This window comes from Paenibacillus sp. FW126-R14 (genome assembly GCF_058789495.1).
The window spans coordinates 1-17,462 of sequence record NZ_JBYTBS010000091.1; the positions used below are offsets into that span (position 1 = coordinate 1).

15 protein-coding genes are annotated in these 17,462 nt (G+C 51.5%); 6 read left to right on the forward strand and 9 right to left on the reverse strand.

Features of this window, described 5'->3' with window-relative positions; genetic code table 11:
• Nucleotides 1–415 precede the first annotated feature (415 nt).
• The 4 genes from AC3WRW_RS31315 (at nucleotide 416) to AC3WRW_RS31330 (ending at nucleotide 5,679) form a co-directional block, all read left to right on the forward strand.
• Nucleotides 416–2,311: a heparinase II/III domain-containing protein gene (locus AC3WRW_RS31315; RefSeq protein WP_492550133.1), complete on the forward strand. Its 1,896-nt coding sequence runs from the start codon at nucleotides 416–418 to the stop codon at nucleotides 2,309–2,311.
• A 29-nt stretch (nucleotides 2,312–2,340) separates the two neighbouring features.
• Entirely contained in the window at nucleotides 2,341–3,468 is a 1,128-nt protein-coding gene (locus tag AC3WRW_RS31320; RefSeq protein ID WP_492550134.1) for a glycoside hydrolase family 88 protein, read from the forward strand.
• 149 nt (nucleotides 3,469–3,617) lie between these two features.
• Nucleotides 3,618–4,154, forward strand: coding sequence for a helix-turn-helix transcriptional regulator (locus AC3WRW_RS31325; protein WP_492550135.1), 537 nt, complete (start codon nucleotides 3,618–3,620; stop codon nucleotides 4,152–4,154).
• A gap of 1 nt (nucleotide 4,155) precedes the next feature.
• Nucleotides 4,156–5,679 carry a DHA2 family efflux MFS transporter permease subunit gene (locus AC3WRW_RS31330; protein ID WP_492550136.1) on the forward strand — a complete coding sequence of 508 codons (1,524 nt, stop codon included), beginning with the start codon at nucleotides 4,156–4,158 and terminating at the stop codon, nucleotides 5,677–5,679.
• Nucleotides 5,680–6,562: 883 nt separating this feature from the next.
• Here AC3WRW_RS31330 and AC3WRW_RS31335 read toward each other — a convergent pair.
• The 8 genes from AC3WRW_RS31335 to AC3WRW_RS31370 form a co-directional block, all read right to left on the reverse strand.
• Nucleotides 6,563–6,943: a hypothetical protein gene (locus AC3WRW_RS31335; protein ID WP_492550137.1), complete on the reverse strand. Its 381-nt coding sequence runs from the start codon at nucleotides 6,941–6,943 to the stop codon at nucleotides 6,563–6,565.
• 276 nt (nucleotides 6,944–7,219) lie between these two features.
• On the reverse strand, nucleotides 7,220–8,230 hold the full coding sequence (locus AC3WRW_RS31340) for an extracellular solute-binding protein (protein WP_492550138.1): 1,011 nt from the start codon (nucleotides 8,228–8,230) through the stop codon (nucleotides 7,220–7,222).
• A gap of 76 nt (nucleotides 8,231–8,306) precedes the next feature.
• Complete coding sequence (locus tag AC3WRW_RS31345; protein WP_492550139.1) at nucleotides 8,307–9,386, reverse strand: ABC transporter ATP-binding protein; 1,080 nt, start codon at nucleotides 9,384–9,386, stop codon at nucleotides 8,307–8,309.
• 17 nt (nucleotides 9,387–9,403) lie between these two features.
• A complete protein-coding gene (locus AC3WRW_RS31350; protein ID WP_492550140.1) occupies nucleotides 9,404–11,062 on the reverse strand; it encodes an ABC transporter permease in 1,659 nt (552 codons plus the stop codon).
• A gap of 89 nt (nucleotides 11,063–11,151) precedes the next feature.
• Nucleotides 11,152–12,186 carry an ABC transporter substrate-binding protein gene (locus AC3WRW_RS31355; protein ID WP_492550141.1) on the reverse strand — a complete coding sequence of 345 codons (1,035 nt, stop codon included), beginning with the start codon at nucleotides 12,184–12,186 and terminating at the stop codon, nucleotides 11,152–11,154.
• Between the two features lie 24 nt (nucleotides 12,187–12,210).
• Nucleotides 12,211–12,996, reverse strand: coding sequence for a DUF3919 family protein (locus AC3WRW_RS31360; RefSeq protein WP_492550142.1), 786 nt, complete (start codon nucleotides 12,994–12,996; stop codon nucleotides 12,211–12,213).
• Between the two features lie 43 nt (nucleotides 12,997–13,039).
• Nucleotides 13,040–14,476 carry a HAMP domain-containing sensor histidine kinase gene (locus tag AC3WRW_RS31365; RefSeq protein ID WP_492550143.1) on the reverse strand — a complete coding sequence of 479 codons (1,437 nt, stop codon included), beginning with the start codon at nucleotides 14,474–14,476 and terminating at the stop codon, nucleotides 13,040–13,042.
• Nucleotides 14,477–14,479: 3 nt separating this feature from the next.
• Nucleotides 14,480–15,154, reverse strand: coding sequence for a response regulator transcription factor (locus AC3WRW_RS31370; RefSeq protein WP_492550144.1), 675 nt, complete (start codon nucleotides 15,152–15,154; stop codon nucleotides 14,480–14,482).
• 274 nt (nucleotides 15,155–15,428) lie between these two features.
• On the opposite strand from AC3WRW_RS31370, the gene desA reads away from it, so the two are divergent.
• Nucleotides 15,429–16,460, forward strand: coding sequence for a Delta(5) desaturase DesA (desA, locus tag AC3WRW_RS31375; protein WP_492550145.1), 1,032 nt, complete (start codon nucleotides 15,429–15,431; stop codon nucleotides 16,458–16,460).
• Nucleotides 16,461–16,669: 209 nt separating this feature from the next.
• Nucleotides 16,670–16,969: a helix-turn-helix domain-containing protein gene (locus AC3WRW_RS31380; RefSeq protein ID WP_492550146.1), complete on the forward strand. Its 300-nt coding sequence runs from the start codon at nucleotides 16,670–16,672 to the stop codon at nucleotides 16,967–16,969.
• A gap of 255 nt (nucleotides 16,970–17,224) precedes the next feature.
• Here AC3WRW_RS31380 and AC3WRW_RS31385 read toward each other — a convergent pair.
• On the reverse strand, nucleotides 17,225–17,462 hold a 238-nt coding region (locus AC3WRW_RS31385), incomplete at its 5' end, for a hypothetical protein (RefSeq protein WP_492550147.1).

Consider the following 17,462-nt stretch of genomic DNA (forward strand, 5'->3'; position numbering starts at 1 on the left):
ATATTTTCTGAAATTTCTGGAAAATCGTTTTTAGTCGAGCTGACATCAACTCGATAGGTTTCATGCAACGCCAGTGACCATAGTTCCCCTTGGCCGTGAAAAGCGGACCTTTTCATAGAAATAGAGCCCTCTAGTTCCCTTTCAGCACGTGGAGGAGGAGACGAGTTGAGCAAATCAGTAATTCGAGGCGGGGATTGACACCCCTTCGACATCTTAGCTTGTTTTATGGGCGCGTTATGAGCGACTTTTGACGGTGTAGATAGTTAACGTTGTGGTTGGCGATACTGAGGTAAAGATTTGAGTGAAAAAAGTCAAAATAACAGGCTAACGATCCATCATTTATTCTTTATAATGAAAGATATATAACTTGTAATGGTAAAAATCACGAAGTCATGATGGGAAAGTAGGTCGTAGTATGACGAAAGTATATGCCGACAACTGGAACTTGGAGAATGTAAAAGCAGCGCTGCTAGCTGCTCAAAAAGATCCTGCACAGCTGCTCTTTCCGGAGGAAACGCCCTTGCAGGTGAAGGCGCGCTTGCTGCAAGGCAAAGAAAGCAACCGGCTTATCGAGGAGATTCGGGAGGAAGGGGACAAGCTGCTGCAGGAAACGATGCCGGAGCTGACATATTCCTTGTTCCGTTTGTTTTCCACAACGGGCTCACGAAGGGAGTATGAGCTTGTTTATTTTCGCCGCCGAAATCGGTTGACGACTTTCGGTTTGTTGGCTTGGCTGGAAGGCGCGGATAGCAAGTACATGGATACGCTTTCAGATACGATAGGGTCCATTCTGGACGAGTATACGTGGTGCTTGCCCGCGCATTTTCTGAATGGACCGGAAATGAGATCCGCCGCGCAGGAGCAATATGCGGCGGAGGGGCTTGTGAACCGCTCGGCGGAGTCGTTCACGATCGATCTTTTCGCGGCGGAGACCGCCTTCGCGCTAAGCGAAATCAGCGCGCTCCTCGGCGCGTCGCTGCCGCAGCTTCTTCGCGTTCGCATCCGCGAAGACGTGCTGCGCCGCATACTGCGGCCCTTTGTGACGCAGGCTCCCAGCGGCTGGGAGACCGCGACCCACAACTGGGCCTCCGTCTGCGGAGGCTCCATTGCCGCTGCAGCGATCTACACGCTGCAGGATGAGGACGAGCTCGCCGCGGTGCTGGAGCGAGCTTTTCCCGCGCTCGCTTCGTACTTAAGCGGCTTCGAAGAAGACGGAGCATGTACCGAAGGGTACATGTACTGGCAGTACGGCTTCGGCTACTTCACCTATGCCGCTGACCTGATCCTACGGCGCACTGGCGGCGCCGTGAATTGGTTCCAATCGGACAAGGTGCGCCAAGTGGCCCTGTTCCAGCAAAAAAGCTTCCTCCACGGGAGGAAGGTTGTAAACTTCTCCGACTCGCAAGGGGAGGCGGGTATTTTTATGGGGTTAAGCGGCTATCTGAAGCGGCTTTATCCCGAAGTTGAGCACCCGGAGCTGTCGCTTCGCGCAGGTTTTCGCGACGACCACTGCAGCCGGTGGGCGCCTGCTCTAAGGAACCTGCTTTGGTCATTAGATGACGTTGAGGGAAGCGCTTGGCAAACCGCGGCGTACTATTTACCGGACGCACAGTGGTTGGTGTCCAGGCAGCTGCAGGAGCAGGGTGCGTATGTTTTCGCAGCCAAAGGCGGGCATAATAATGAACCGCATAACCATAATGATATCGGACATTTCATCCTGTACGCGCAGGGTGAAACACTGCTTCCCGATCTGGGGAGCGGGCAGTATTCGCGGAAATATTTTGGGCCGGAGCGCTATGAAATTTTGTGCAACGGATCGCAGAGTCACTCTGTCCCCATCATTGACGGCTTGTATCAGGAAGCTGGCGAGGAGCATCGGGCAGAGCTGCTGGATTTTAGCAGTAACGACGAACAGGATGTGTTGGCTATAGAAATCTCCAGTGCCTACGGCACGAAAAAGCTTAACAAACTGGTGCGGCACTTCACCTGGCGCAAAACGGAGCCGCCGACCCTGGAGGTAACGGACAGCTTCGAGTTCGTACAAGGGCCGGCGACGCTTGTGGAGCGCTTCATGGCATGGCACCGTCCGCAGCAAGCGGAGGATGGGCGGATTATGATAGCGGCATCCGAGGCAGCGCGGGTTTACATCTCTTATGATCCTGATCTTTTTGATTGGGAGGTTGAGGCTCTTCATCACGTGAATCATTTTGATCAGCCGGAGACCTGCTATGCGCTTGATTTCAAGTTGAAGCCAGGCGTGCTGCCGGGGTCCGAGCCTAAGGTAACTGCGCCGTTTCGCTTTGCATTTTAATAGAATAAATCCATTTAGGAAGTGATGACATGAGTACTTCATTAGATTGGGCTCAAGAAGCTTGGGAAAAGACCGTTCATAAAGTAGCCAGAACAAGCCAAAGAATCGGAGACCGCTTCCCCCATGCCAGTGTAAAAGGCGAGTACCAGCTGGAGCCAGCCTCTTGGTGGACGGCTGGCTTCTGGCCGGGATTGTTGTGGCTGTTGTACCGCGACACGCAAAACGAGCAGCTGAAGCTGCTGGCAGAGTCCTGTGAAGAGCAGCTCGATCAAGTCATCGCGGATTACTACCGCTTAGATCACGATATCGGCTTCATGTGGACGCTGACGAGCGTTGCGCGCTATAAGCTGTTAGGCGCGGAGGATTCCAAGCGCCGCGGCTTGCTCGCGGCGAATCTGCTCGCTGCACGCTTCAACGTGCAGGGCAACTACATTCGCGCGTGGAACCCCTGGCGCGAAGGGGAGGACAATGCCGGCTGGGCCATCATCGATTGCATGATGAACCTGCCGCTGCTGCACTGGGCCTCCCGTACGACGGGAGACCCGCGTTACAAGCACATCGCCGTTCGGCATGCCGATATGGCGCTGGAGCACTTCATTCGCCCGGATGGTTCTGTGAACCATATCGTCGTCTTCGATCCGCATACGGGCGAAAAGCTCGAAGTGAAAGGCGGACAAGGCTTCGCCCCTGACTCCGGCTGGTCGCGCGGCACGGCGTGGGCGATTTACGGCATGGCGCTCAGCCATCTCCATACGGGAGATGAGCGTTATCTGCATGCCGCTAAGCGCGCAGCGCACTTTTTCATGTCCAACTTGCCGGAGGATAGCGTGCCGCATTGGGATTTCCGTTTGCCGGAGGGGATTACGGCTTACCGTGACACGTCGGCTGGCGCTTGCGCAGCCTGCGGTTTGCTGCTGATCGCTGAGCAGGTGGGCGGTCAAGAGAGCAGCCTGTACCGCCAAGCGGGTGAGCGGATCTTGAACTCGCTCTATACGAACTATGGCGCATGGGACTCAGTGACGGAGGAAGGACTTATCCTTCATGGCACGAGCCATTACCCGGAAGGCAAGAATATAGATGTGCCGCTCATTTATGGCGATTATTACTTTGTGGAAGGTTTATCCCGCCTGTTAGGGCGTGGGGAGCTGTTCTGGTAAGCTTTTGAATAAGCTGTCTGAAGTCAGAGATGACTTTGGGCAGTTTTTTTTTCGAAAATCGGTTTTTTATATATAGACACGTTATATATCAGTATGATATATTAACAATCGAAATATAAAACCATGTTAGTTATGGAGGAGATTTCACCATGAACAGTCAGGACGTCATTTTAGGCGCGCTAATGGATCGTTCGTTAACCGGCTACGAAATTAAACAGCAATTCGAAACTTTATTTTCCTACTTCTATAGCTCAAGTTACGGAACGATTTATCCCATGCTTCACCGGATGGAGAAAGATGAGCTGCTGACGAAGGAAAGCATCCTGCAGGACGGGAAACCGAACAAAAATGTGTACACCATTACAGAGAAAGGAAGAAAGCAATTCTACGACTATCTCTCTAGTCCAATCGAATCGGAAAGTGTGAAGTCGGATTTCATGATGAGACTGTTTTTTGGTGAACATGTGAGCAATGACAAGGTAATCGAGTGGCTGGAGAAGGCGCAGACCCACACGCTGGAGCAATTGAATGATTTGAAAGCCATGTGTACGTTGTACAAAGATTTGATGGAGCCTTCGCAGGTCATCTGTATTCAAATCGGCATGAAGGAGTTTGAAGCAAAGTTGGAGGCGATCCAGGAAGGATTGATCCGATTCCAAAATTTAAAGAATGAGGAGAGGAATTGACATGAACGGTTCAGGTTCGAATAAAAAGTTGATTATTTTGGCCATGGCGCTCGGCTTATTGATGTCGTCTTTGGATAATACGATTGTGGCGTCCTGCATTAACAAGTTAAGCCAAGACTTTAATGTGTTTGATAAAATTAGCTGGGTGTTCACGGCTTATATGCTGGCGGCTACGAGTACCATGCTAGTCTTTGGAAAAATGTCGGATTTATTCGGCAGAAAAATGTTTTACTTGATCGGGATCGGCATGTTTCTAATCGGTTCGGCCTTATGTGGGGTCGCACAAAGCGTAGATCAGTTGATCTGGTTCAGGGTGATCCAGGGGATTGGCTCCGGCGCGCTGTTTCCGATCAGTTTTACAATTATCTATACGATCTTCAATGATCCAAAGGATGCTGCCAAAATGTCCGGGGTATTCGGCGCGATTTTCGGCCTTTCTTCCGTAGCGGGACCGCAGCTGGGCAGTTTTATTGCCGAGCATCTGGGATGGAGATGGAACTTCTACATTAATGTGCCGATTGGTTTGGCTTCCATGCTCGTTCTGATCGTTGCGTTGAAAGAAACGCGTTCGGAGCATAAGCCAAAAATCGATTATCTCGGCACGGTATTTCTCATCATAACAACCGTTTCGCTCATGTTAGCGCTCGAATGGGGCGGCAAAGATTATGCCTGGAGCTCTTGGCAGGAAATTGGCTTGTTCGTTGTATCGGCGATTTTCGGAGCGCTATTTATTATGGTTGAAAAGCGCGCTGCCGAACCGGTTCTCCCGCTTAGCATCTTCAAAAACAAAATGGTGCTCGGAACCAGCATCATCGTCTTCTGCCAAGGCGTGCTGATGTTTTCGGCGATTACCTATCTGCCTATTTTCACCGTTGCGGTGCTGGGTCATACCAACTCGAACGGCGTGTTGACGCCGATGATGGCCTCCCTCATTTGCGGTGCTATTCTTTTCGGATTTTTGCAATCCAAATTCGCCTTCCGTCCGCTGCTGATGGTCAGTATGCTAATGACGATTGCCGTTTCGCTGCTCCTGACGATGGTGGGTCCTAGCGCTTCTAGCGGGTATATGATTGGTCTTATGATTCTGCTTGGTTTTGGGGCTGTCGGTCCTTTGATGAGCGTTGCGCAGAGTGCGATTGCCGCGAATGTCGATCCCAAATACATGGGCGTCAGCTCCTCCATCGTTGGCTTCTGGCGCAGCATCGGGGGAATCATGGGCGCGTCTATTATGGCGACCATTGTCAATAATGACTTGAGTCACCTCATTACGGACGGTGCGGCTAAGGCCGGCATTCCCGCGGACAAAATCAGCACACTGGCGAATCCCGAGCTGCTGATGCGTGCAGGCGGAACGATTCCGCCGGAGATCCGGCAGTTCCTGCAAGGGGCGTTGGCAACCGCCATTAACCACGGGTTCATCCTTAGCATCTGCGTAGGCATCATCGGTTTCGTTACTGCCTTGTTCGTGGGCTCAAGCAGACTGGAAGCCGCGAAGAGACAGGAAGCTAGTCCTGTTCATGTGTAGAAGGTATCGTGTACCCGCCAGTTTTTAGGCGGCTGAGTGAAAGAGCTGTCAGCTTTTTTGATTGCTTGTGATTTTGGCGCGTGGATGGGGATAGAGTGAGTAGGAGCGGGAGAGGAACGAGCTAGGAACGGGATAGAAACTGGATAGGGAAGGGGAGGAACGGATAGGTAAGGAGAGAAATGAAGGGGAAAGGAGAGAAAAGGAGAGAAAAGGAGGTATATGAAGAAAAGTAGAGAGAAATAAAAAGAAAAGGGGGAATAATGAGAGAAAAGAAGAGAATAGGAGAGAAATTGTGGGGAAAGTAGAGAATGAGAAGGATTAAGGAGTAAGTGAGAGGGAATAAATCAGAGGAACTAAGCAGAGAAGGTGTAAGTAAGGGAGTAAGTGAGTAAGTGAGTAAGTGAGTAGGAGTAAGAGAATAGGAGAAATTGTGAGGAAAGTAGAGAATGAGAAGGATTGAGGTAGGAGGAGAAAAAATGGAAGGGGAGATGTGTTGAGCGGAGTTTTGGAGTTATGCGGTCATTGGAAGAAATCAGTTTGTGAGGCACCTCACGAGACAAATTCCCCACCTCAGTTGGAAGAAATCCAACGAAAAGGGGATTTAGCTGGTCCAAACAGTGTTTTCATTGGAATAAATCCAACGAGATCGTGGGGGAGGAGGAGAGACAGAGGGGGCGTAGCAGTATGAGGAAGAAAGAACCTGGGTAAAGAGAAGGTAGCGAGTCAGAGAGTATTGAGGGGGAGTAAGTGAGAGAGCAGGTAAGTAAGCGCGGTTCCGCTCAAACTGTGGACGGCTTTCATCTTCGCCACTTTGGCCACATCAAGCTCAAGTCCTCGTTGTATTTTATACAACATACAGGCGCTTTTTACTCAGCAATCGCGCCTACGTTGTACAAAATACAACCATTTGAGCCGAAATGACGAAGAAATCCCCCTTTTCAACCCAAATCGTTGTACAAACTGCAACATAGGGGAGCATGATGCCCGATAGACACCCATATTGTTGCACAAAGTGCAATATAAAGATGGATGAGCCCGGGCAGAGAACAGACTGTCGGCACTCAAACCGTTGCATCCAAGGCGTACGCCGCCGCTGCTTTGCGTTGCTCCGCCGCGCGCCATCCGGCCAGCAGCATCTCGTGCTGCCGCGCCGCCACGCGCCGCCGCTGCATTGCCCTTGCTCCGCCGCGCGCCAGCCGGCCAGCAGCATCTCGTGCTGCTGCACCGCACCGCCGCTGCTTTGCGTTGCTCCCCAGCGCGCCATCCGGCCAGCAGCATCTCGTGCCGCCGTGCCGAAACGCGCCGCCGCAGCATTGCCCTTGCTCCGCCGCGCGCCATCCGGCCAGCAGCATCTCGTGTAGCCGCGCCGCCACGCGCCGCCGCAGCATTGCCCTTGCTCCGCCGCGCGCCAGCCGGCCAGCAGCATCTCGTGCCGCCGCACCGCACCGCACCGCGCCGCTCTGCCGCTGCATTGCCCTCGCTCTGGCGCACGCCACCCGCTCAGCAGCATCTCGTGCCGCTGCACCGCACCGCGCCGCCGCTACTCCGCCGCGCGCCATCCGGCGAGCAGCTTCTCATGCTGCTGCGCCGCAAGATCAAAACGGTACGTGGCCAGCAGATTTTCCAGCTTCACCGGCGCAAGAAGCGGGTTCACCGGAATGTCCGGCGCCACGGGGAAGGAGAAGGCGGTGTTCATATAGTCGGTCTGCACCTCGCGGGACAGCATAAAGTCAACCAGCTGCTTAGCGGCCGCCAGGTTGTTGCCGCCCTTCAGGATCGACACGGCGCCGATCTCCCACCCGGCTTGCGGCGGGATGAAGGAGGAGATGTTGTAGCCCGAGTTTTTGAAGCGCAGCTGATCGCTTAAGAAGGAGACGGCCGCCGCCATCTCGCCTTCCGCCAAATGCTGCGCGCTCGTGTTGCCCGCGAACGTCATGGAGGCGCTTTGCTTCTTCAGCGCCTGCATCAGAGCGATCGCTTCGCTATCTCCGCGCTGCTGCGCCAGCGAAGCGAGCAGCGTATAGCCGGTTCCCGATGTCTCAGGATCGGGAATCTCGATTTTGCCCTTGAGCTCGGGGCGCAGCAGATCCTCATACCGCTGTGGCAGCGGCAGATCCTTCAGTTGGGGGTCCTGCTGCCAGACGGTTTGATTCACGCCAATGGCCAGCGCCCCCATGTACATGCCGGTCCAGTAGCCGTCGGCATCCTTGTATTTGGCGGAAATGCCGCCCGCAGCTGCCGGTGAGTAGCGGAGGGATTTGCTTTTGTTTTTCAGCTGCTCATGCAGATCGGCAGGGCCGCCGAGCACTACGTCGATTCCGGTTTTGCCCAGTGTCAGCAGATGGTAGCTGGCTTCGCCGCTCGACATCCGGATGATATCGTACGGCTGGTCCGTCTTTTTCTTGAACGTTTCCATCAGAATACGTCCGGCATCTTCCTGAAAGATCACGTAAACTTTGAGCGGCTGGTTGCTTTTCTTTTCCCCCAGCACGCGAAAGCCAAGGAAGATTCCAATTCCTACGATGAGCAAGAGCAGCCCTTTTTTCCACATGATGCAAATCCCTCCTGAACAGCCAAAAAAGGAAACGAAAGTTTCCCTTTTCAGCCCATCTAGTTGTCTGTGTATCCTATTCGCTAATCTTAATCAGATGAATCTTATCTTCGGCTGCCCGGATCGTAACATTTCCTTGATATCTGGTTAACCCGATGTCATACGCATCGACAATCCATTCTTTCATATTATCATCCAGAATGAAATACCGCTCTTTCTCGCCGAGGAACATCGAGGATTTCACGAAACCTTTAACGAGGAAGCTCCCGGCTTCCGGTGCATTGATCCGCATCGATTCAGGACGAATGCTGAGCAGCACTTTTTCACCCGGCGTAACGGTTTCATCCGTCGTCACGCTCGCTGTGAGGCCGCTGCTGCTATAAACCACGGTAGCTTTGCCATTCGCAAATTCGCGGACAACGGCATCGACGAAATTGGTCGTACCGATAAAGTCGGCGACATAAGGCGTGCGAGGCTTGTAGTAAATCTCATGCGGTGTGCCGTACTGGTCAATCGCGCCTTTATTAAAGACAACGATGGAGTCGGACATCGACAACGCTTCTAGCTGGTCATGGGTAACGTAGATCACGGTAAGACCAAGCTCCTGCTGAATGCTTCGCAGTTCCACGCGAACTTCTTCGCGCAGCTTCGCATCCAAGTTACTGAGCGGCTCATCCAGCAGGATGATCGGCGAGTTCATGACCAGGGCGCGAGCCATCGCCACCCGCTGCTGCTGCCCCCCGGACATCTCGTGCGGGTAGCGCTCTTCCAAGCCGGTAAGCTTCACCTTGGCCATAGCGGTCTTCACGCGTTCTTGCACTTCCGCTTCGGGGCGCTTCTGGATATCCAGTCCGTAGGCGACATTATCAAAGACGGTCATGTGCGGGAACAGAGCGTACTCCTGGAACACCATCGGCGTTCCGCGTTTGTAGGGAGGCAGATCGTTGACGATCTGGCCGTCGATTTTAATCTCACCCGCATCTATCGTATAAAAGCCTGCAATGGAGCGCAGCAGTGTCGTTTTTCCGCATCCGCTCGGTCCGAGGAAGGTAATGAATTTTCCGCGTTCGATTTGCAGGTCGATCTGTTTGAGAACATGATTGCTGCCGAACACTTTACTGACATTTTTTAAATCCAACAAAACTTGTGAACTCATGATCACTCACTCCTTGTTTAGAAATCAAATATTTTTACTTTCGAGCGGAAAATGAGCTTTATCACACCGAGCGTAGCCAGTGTTGTTCCCATCAAACCGACGGCAACAGCGGCAGCCCAGTAGTAGGTTCCGGTCTCTGCATAGTTGAAGATCGATACGGCGGCGACGACCCATTTGGGCGTAATCAGAAAGACGATGGTGCTTAAGGTGTTCATATTTTTCATAAAGGCATAGACGAAGTTGGCGACAATGGTCTTTTGCAGCATCGGAAACACGATGGTCGTCAGCGTGCGGCGGCTGTCCGCGCCAAGATTCGTTGCGGCTTCCTCGATGGATTTGTCCACCTGCTTGAAGGAAGCGGTGAGTCCCCGGTACCCGACGGGCATCTGTTTCAGCAGCATGGCCACGATAATCAAGACGGCGGAGCCCTGCAGCATAATCGGTCCGTTGCTGAAAGCGACGATCAAGGCCAGACCTACGAAGGTACCCGGAAGAGCGATCGGTAGGACGGCGGTGAAATCGAGCAATTTTTTGCCTGGAAAAGGCTTGCGTACGACGACATAAGCCAGCACGAGGGCGAATCCGACGGCAAGAATGGAAGCGATAAGCGACAGCACCAAGCTGTTGAGAACAGCGGGGCTGGAAGGATTGAACACCATTTTAGCCATATGACTTAGTGTAAACGTGTTGTCCCGCCCGAAGTTCTTCGTGAACGCGAACAAGATGGTAATGACGAACATCGACAGGATGAAGAGCGCCATGATGCTGTTGAAAATAAACAGAAGGATGTCCGTCTTGCGGGACGTCTTCACCCGGTTCAGGCCGGAAACGGGCTTTCCGGTAATGGTGGAATAGGAGCCCTTGGACAGCAGCTTGCTTTGAATAACGAAAACCAGCAGGGCGGGAATCACCAGAACGACGCCCATGACGGATGCGAGTCCGGGCTCGTTGTTAATGATTTCTCCGTAAATTTCAACAGCCAGAAGGGAGTAATTTCCTCCGATCAGCTTGGGATTGCCGAAGTCGGCAAAGCAGTTGATCGCCACCAGCAGGAAGGCGTTGATCACGCCGGGAAGCGCTAATTTGAACGTAATGCTGCGGAAAAGCTTGAAGCCGCGTGCGCCGAGATTCTGGGCGGCAATTTCCAGATTGGGCGAAATGGCGCGCAGGACGCCGGTAATGGTCATGTAGGCTAATGGGAAGTACGAGATCGTCTGAACGATCCAGAGACCCGGCAAGCCGTATAAGTCGAGTTCGACGTTAAACCAGGCTTTGAGCGTTTGCGATACCATGCCGCCTCTGCCGAATAACAGCAGGAAGGCAAGGCCCGTCATAACGGACGGCGCGAGAATCGGGAGAAAGGCGATAAAGCGGAAAAACTTTTTCCCCGCAATGTTGCTGTAATGAATCGAATAGGCATAAATAAAGCCGCAAACCGTAGCGGTTAGCGCTGAGAGGGAGGAGCTGACGACTGTGTTCAACAGCGCGGTGCCATAGCGGCTTTTGCTGAAAAAGGTCGTCCAATCCGTCGCTCCCGGCAGGGCAATGACATAAATAAGCGGATAAATGACGAAGAGACAGAGAACGGCGAAACTGATGAGTACGAGTATCAGCGAGGAGGGATCTTTCACCAGCTTGCTGACCGAGGTGCCCATGCCTTTTTTTTCTATGATCATAAGGGGCTCACGACCGCCTTCCACATTCATTGTTTAGGCGGGCATTGGTCCGTAAAGTCTACGGGTTCCAATGCCCTGGAAACGCTTTCTTATTTGAGGTTCTTGAGCGCGTCCTGCAGCTCTTTGCGCTGCTCGGCAGCTTTCCACAAACTGTAGGTTGTATTGTATTTCGTTGTTTTGATGTCGATACCGCCTTTAGGGATCGGTACGGTAGGTTTCACGGAGCTTGCGAAAGCCGATTCGGTGTAAAGGAGTCCCGGTTCATTCGTCAGCATGAAATCCATGAGCTTCTTGGCGCCAGCGGTGTTTGCGCCGCCTTTGACAATGGCCAGTCCGCCAACTTCATAGCCTGCCGCTTCCGGAACGATGGAAATAATCGGGCTGCCTTGATTTTTCATTTTCAGCTGGTCGCCTAGGAAGGTGATGCCGATCGTGTACTCGCCTTTGGCCGCTTTTTGAATCGGCTCAATACCGGATTTCGGTCTCTCTTTCAGGTTCGGAAGCAGCTTCGCCACATAGTCCAGCATTTTATCTTTGCCCCATACTTGCGCAAGGGAGGCTACAGCCGTATAGGCAGTCCCGGAAGTTGCCGGGTCGGACATGCCGATTTCACCTTTGAATTTCGGATCCAGCAGCTCTTGGAACGTCTGCGGATAAGGAGCACTCGCGTATTTCTCTTTCCAGCGCTGCTCGTTGATGCCAATAGCAATCGGATTCAGGTAAAAACCGGTCCAAAAGCCTTCTTTATCCTTCATATTGTCCGGAATATCTTTGGCGTTCGTGGAGATGTAACTCTCCAGTGCGCCGGCTTTTTTCAATACTTCATGCGAATCCGCCGGACCGCCCATCAGGAAGTCGGCCTGCGGTTTGCCCATCTCATTTTGGACACGCGTTACGGCTTCACCGCTCGGCAGGCGAAGAACATCGTAGTCGATCCCGGTCTCTGCTTTGAATTTATCCAGGATCTTGCGCGCTTCTTCTTCTTGGAAAATGGAATACACGGTAATTTTGCCTTTCGCTTTCCCGCCGAAAACACCGGACTTGTACAGGAAGAATCCTGCTATAAGCACAACAACAATAGTGGATAAGATTAGAACGGAGCTGTTACTTTTTTTTCTAGCCATTTCATCAACCATCCCCTCGATAGGTTAGGAGGCGTCACTTAATTTGAAATAGGCTTTATGGTTGGTTTCATCCAGCAAATCAAACACGATGAAGTAAGCGTTGTCATAGAGATCGACATGCAGCCAATGCTTCCCGCTCGCGGCTTCGTCCGTTAACTGCACGACATAGTGGGCGCTCGGGCGCTCCGCCATGAAGTCAAAATGGCTGAAATCGATCAGCCGGACCGCCGTTCGCATCTGCGCCGTTAGCGCCGCCCGATCCGTGCCCAGTAACGCGGTGAGAACGCCGTCCTGCAAGCGGAATACCTGATGGGCCGGGTTCGCAATCACGCTGCCGACCGTTTCAGCGGTGAGCGTTTTGTCGATCAGCATATTTTGCAGTTTGCGGATCTCCGCGCTGATTTCCAGCGAATTCACCATGTCACTGCCGAAGCGAAAGCCGCTGGTCCCGATTTGGAAGGGCACATCCTCCTGATCCAAGTAAGCCATTGAGCCTGTCAGCAGCAGCCGTGAAGGGTTCGCACGAGTGGGCTGCCCCCCTCCGTTTAATACACGGGTGAACGACGCTTTCCACGCAATCAGCTCTTTGGGATCATCAATCGTGATGGTTCCGATGCCCGGGTACGTGACATTCATGCTCATGGGAACGCCGTCGAACATGTCGCGGCTGTTCGGATCCTTCGTAACCGTATGTACTTCGTCGACGCCAATTCTGAAAACATAGGCAAAAATGCCGATCAACGTACAACCGATCACGATTTGCAATAAGATAAGACGCAACCATGAAAGCCCTTTCTTCTCCTCTTGCATGTAGATTACTCTCCTTTTATCTCAGAAAAATCATCGATTTGTATCAATTTTGTAACAGACCTTGCACGTGGAGAGGCTCCATTTGGAAGCTCAAAATGACTTCCGTACCGCTTCCCTCGCGGCTGTGTACAGTGATGTCGCCACCCTGCAGCTCCATCAATTGCTTGCAGAGCAGCAGTCCAAGCCCGTGCGAATGGGCCGATACCGGACGTTCCGCTTTCCGGCCGGACGGAAGGAACAGCGTGCTGGCTTCATCCTCGCGCATGCCTTTGCCGTTATCGGTAATGCGGACGAGGCATTGATATTCCTGCTGCTCCAGCCGCACGTTCAGCTGCGTACACTCGCTGTGCTTGATTGCATTTTCGATGACGTTGAACAAGACCTGCTGTGTCCGTTTGGGGTCCATGTACACCTCGCATGGCTCCACATGTATAGCCGTTGTAATCGCAGATTTGTGCAGCGTAGGCTCCAGAATGCGCAGGCTGTCCGTCAGAATCGCGGCCAAATCCGCCCGCTCGACCTGCACCCGCCAAGCCTCGTCGCCTTTGAGGGAGGATTGCAGCAGCTCTTCGACCATTTGCAGCAGTCGTGTGCTTTCTTTACGGATGTAAACATTGCATGTTCGAATATCGTCGATGCGCTCCATTTTATCAATGAGATCGGAGAAACCGATGATGGACGTTAACGGCGTTTTGAGTTCATGGGTCACATTATCGTAAAACTTTTTCTGCTTGCTCTGCTCATAATGGAGCAGCTCGATATGCTCTTGCAGCGCTTCGGACATTTGATTGAAGTCATCGGCCAGCTCCCGCACCTCGTCTTGGCTGCGGACCGTAATCTTCCGGCTGAAATCCCCGACGGTCACCCGTTTTAAAGCTTGCTGCAAGGCATGCAGCGGCTGCATGATGAAGAAGGAGAACGAGTAGCTGGCAAGCAGGGCGACGAGCAGGCAGCCCAGTGCGACGGCAATAAACCAAGTCCGCATGGCGGAAAGGGTTTCCTCATGTTTGTTCAGATCAAGCAAGTAGCGGAACCCGCCTACGATTTTGCCTTCGTACAGGAAGGGCGAGGCGTAGATGAGTATCCTGCTGTTCTCGCCTTCCGTAATGACGGTCGCGGTCTGCCCTGCAAGTGCGGCGTCGATATCGCTCCGCTTCATCAAGTCCTCTTTGTTCCCGCTGTCACCGATAATCGTGCCTTCCGGGTCAAACAGCTGCACTTGGAAGTTGCTGTTGGCGGCCAGATGAGAGGCGATAAGCGGGGCATACGTCCCGGAAAAAAGCTGCTCGATGCTGATTTTCTTATCGTTCACTATCTTTAGTGCCTCGATGCGGTGCAGGTCGTAATATTGGCCCAGCGTCTGAGTATCCCGCTCAATCATACTTTTGCTCAGCGTGTAATTCACGACCACATACATCGCGGCCAGCAGCATGATGATCGTAATCGTGTGCTGAATGAACAGCTTATTGCGCAGCTTCATGGCTTAAACCTCCAGCTTGTAGCCCATTCCGTGAACCGTCGCCAGCACATGATCGTAAGGCTTGATTTTCTCGCGCAGCCGATTTACCATCATATCGACGGAACGCGTTTGTCCGTAGTACTCGAAGCCCCACACCTGATCCAGAATGTGCTCCCGCGTGAACACTTTCTTCGGATTTTTGCACAGCAGCCAGAGGAAATCGAACTCCTTGCTGGTCGTTTTGACCAGTTGGTCGGCCACCTTCAAAGATCGCTCGTTGCGGTCCATTTCAATGACGCCAGCTTGCAGGATATCGACCGCTTGTGCCGTTGTATCCGGCGTTATTCGGCGCATGACCGCGCGAATCCGCAGGATAAGCTCCCTCGTCTCAAAGGGCTTGGTCAAATAATCGTCGGCTCCGAGCTGAAAGCCCAATATTTTGTCGTTCATTTCGTTCTTCGCCGTCAGCACGATGACAGGAATTTCTTTGTAGGATTGCTGAAGCGTTTTCAAAAGTTCAAAACCGGACTGATCGGGCAGCATCAGATCGAGCAGGATTAAATCGATGGGCTGAGCAGCGAGCGCGTCGAGACCCGAAGCAATGGTGCCGGCCACTAGCGGATGAAAACCCTCGACTTCAAGGCTTAATTTAAGCAGCATTTGGATGCTGGAATCGTCTTCAATAATTAGGATGTTCATTAGGAAAGTTCCTTTCCGGCAGCATTTTGACTAACTCATTCGTTTCTGTGTAGGTTCTTCCTTGTCCTTGTGTATCCATTCTACACAACAGATCGGTTATGTAAATACAATTGACTTATATTGCATTTTACAAAAAGCGTTTTCATCCTTATGATGAGAGTACGATGTAATATTTCTTTCCGCTGGAGGGAACTAAATTTAATCTGCAACGTACTACACCAAGTGACAATAAATCAGATTCGACACGATGTGGAGAGAAGGAGTTCTAGACGGAATGAAAAATGAAGATAAAAGCGGTTGGCGTTCTGAGATCGCACCTTATGAGAGACCGCATATGAAGCACAGTATTTGGCAAATTATTAACACGTTGGTTCCTTTTTTTGCGCTTTGGTATTTCGCGTATGTAAGCCTTTCCGTTTCTGTCTGGCTTACGCTTGTCATTGACATTATCGCCGCCGGATTTTTGGTGCGCATTTTTATCATTTTTCATGACTGCTGTCATAAATCTTTTTTCAAAAATAAATGGGCAAATGAAATTGTCGGTACGCTAACAGGAATTCTGACATTTGTTCCTTATCATCAGTGGCGTCATACGCACTCGATTCATCACGCATCTTCCGGTAACCTGGATCGCAGAGGCGTCGGTGATATTTGGACAATGACGGTCGACGAATATCAAGCATCATCCTGGAAGAGAAGAATGTTGTACAGGCTGTACCGTAATCCCGCGATTATGTTTATCGTTGGGCCGGTTTTCATCTTTTTGATCGATTACCGTTTTAACCGCAAGCGAGCGGGGATGAAAGAGCGTGTAAATACGTACATCACGAATGCAGCCATTGTGGGGAGTTTAGCCTTGCTTTGCTGGGCGATTGGTTGGCAGTCCGTTCTGCTTATTCAAGGCCCTATGTTTTTTGTCTCAGGCATGTTGGGGATTTGGCTTTTCTACGTTCAGCATAACTATGAAGAAACGTACTTTGAGAATGAAGAAGAGTGGGATTATGTAAAAGCCGCGATGCATGGCAGTTCTTTTTACAAGCTGCCTAAAGTGCTGCACTGGATTACCGGAAATATCGGCTTTCACCATATTCATCATCTAAGCCCGCGGGTTCCGAATTATTATTTGGAAAAGGTTCATAACAAAAGCGCTGTGCTGCGCAATGTGCAAACCATTACGCTGATCACCAGCTTGGAGTCGCTCAAGTTCCGGATATGGTGCGAGGATACGAAGAAGTTCATCCGCTTCAAGGATATGAAGCCTTTCAAAGCGAAACCGAGTCTCGTTAAAACGTTGGAAATCGATTGAAGGGTTGAAGAGCTGGCAGTTAAAGTGGGGATTCTACTTTGGCTGTTGGCTTTTTTGGTTTGTTTTAGTGGTAAATATTGGGGGGGTGTTGTAGAATTATGCCGAATACGGCATGATTTATATCATAATCATAATTCTATAGCTAGAGGGAGCTGTGAAATAAGCGCAGTCGTTGACTAATCGATTGTTCGAAGGAATGGAGGATGAACATGAATTTTGATGATTTTATACAAGAAATTGGCGAAAACACGATTGAAGCGGAAGCAATCAGACAAATGGCACGCATGGTCTCCGATATAGTAAAACGCCGAAAAGTACTGGGGCTTACCCAAGAGGAGGTTGCCAGAAGGGCCGGGCTTACTCAAGCGCAAGTTGCGCGACTAGAAAACAGTTCACAGCTGCCTAGGGGAGATACTTTAATTAAAGTAGCCATCGCTCTCGGAATGAATATGATCTTGATTGAGACAGAGGAGCAGGCTGTTGCCGGTAACCAACTGGTACATGCATAAATATGACTAAAAAGCCTCGCCGATCCGCCTAGGGCGGCAGGCTTTTTCATTTGATCGGGTCCTCTTCGCTTCGCTAGCAAGCGGTGTCGCCTCTTCATTGTACTTTGTACAACGTAGAGCCGGCTTGCACCTCACCATTTCATGCTTCATTGTACAAAGTGCAACCATTTTACCCAAATAGCCCGAAAAAAGCTCATTTTAGTCCAAATCATTGCACTTTCTACAATATAGTGCAGGACTGAGGCGTAAAACCGGTCAAATCGTTGCACAAAGTACAACATAGAGTCCCACCCCATCAAACCTGAGCACTTCGAGCACCAAAAAGCCCCATCCCCTCATCAACCTGCGCGCTTCGAGTAACATATTGCCCAAACCCATCAGCCTGAGCACTTCGAGTAACATATTGCCCAACCCGATCAGCCTGAGCACTTCGAGCAACAAAAAGCCCCATCCCCTCATCAACCTGCGCGCTTCGAGTAACATATTGCCCAAA

Coding starts and splice junctions, on each gene's coding strand:
- AC3WRW_RS31315 (WP_492550133.1), top strand. CDS start 416: ATGACGAAAGTATATGCCGACAACTGGAACTTGGAGAATGTAAAAGCA.
- AC3WRW_RS31320 (WP_492550134.1), top strand. CDS start 2,341: ATGAGTACTTCATTAGATTGGGCTCAAGAAGCTTGGGAAAAGACCGTT.
- AC3WRW_RS31325 (WP_492550135.1), top strand. CDS start 3,618: ATGAACAGTCAGGACGTCATTTTAGGCGCGCTAATGGATCGTTCGTTA.
- AC3WRW_RS31330 (WP_492550136.1), top strand. CDS start 4,156: ATGAACGGTTCAGGTTCGAATAAAAAGTTGATTATTTTGGCCATGGCG.
- AC3WRW_RS31335 (WP_492550137.1), bottom strand. CDS start 6,943: ATGGCGCGCTGGGGAGCAACGCAAAGCAGCGGCGGTGCGGTGCAGCAG.
- AC3WRW_RS31340 (WP_492550138.1), bottom strand. CDS start 8,230: ATGTGGAAAAAAGGGCTGCTCTTGCTCATCGTAGGAATTGGAATCTTC.
- AC3WRW_RS31345 (WP_492550139.1), bottom strand. CDS start 9,386: ATGAGTTCACAAGTTTTGTTGGATTTAAAAAATGTCAGTAAAGTGTTC.
- AC3WRW_RS31350 (WP_492550140.1), bottom strand. CDS start 11,062: ATGATCATAGAAAAAAAAGGCATGGGCACCTCGGTCAGCAAGCTGGTG.
- AC3WRW_RS31355 (WP_492550141.1), bottom strand. CDS start 12,186: ATGGCTAGAAAAAAAAGTAACAGCTCCGTTCTAATCTTATCCACTATT.
- AC3WRW_RS31360 (WP_492550142.1), bottom strand. CDS start 12,996: ATGCAAGAGGAGAAGAAAGGGCTTTCATGGTTGCGTCTTATCTTATTG.
- AC3WRW_RS31365 (WP_492550143.1), bottom strand. CDS start 14,476: ATGAAGCTGCGCAATAAGCTGTTCATTCAGCACACGATTACGATCATC.
- AC3WRW_RS31370 (WP_492550144.1), bottom strand. CDS start 15,154: ATGAACATCCTAATTATTGAAGACGATTCCAGCATCCAAATGCTGCTT.
- desA (WP_492550145.1), top strand. CDS start 15,429: ATGAAAAATGAAGATAAAAGCGGTTGGCGTTCTGAGATCGCACCTTAT.
- AC3WRW_RS31380 (WP_492550146.1), top strand. CDS start 16,670: ATGAATTTTGATGATTTTATACAAGAAATTGGCGAAAACACGATTGAA.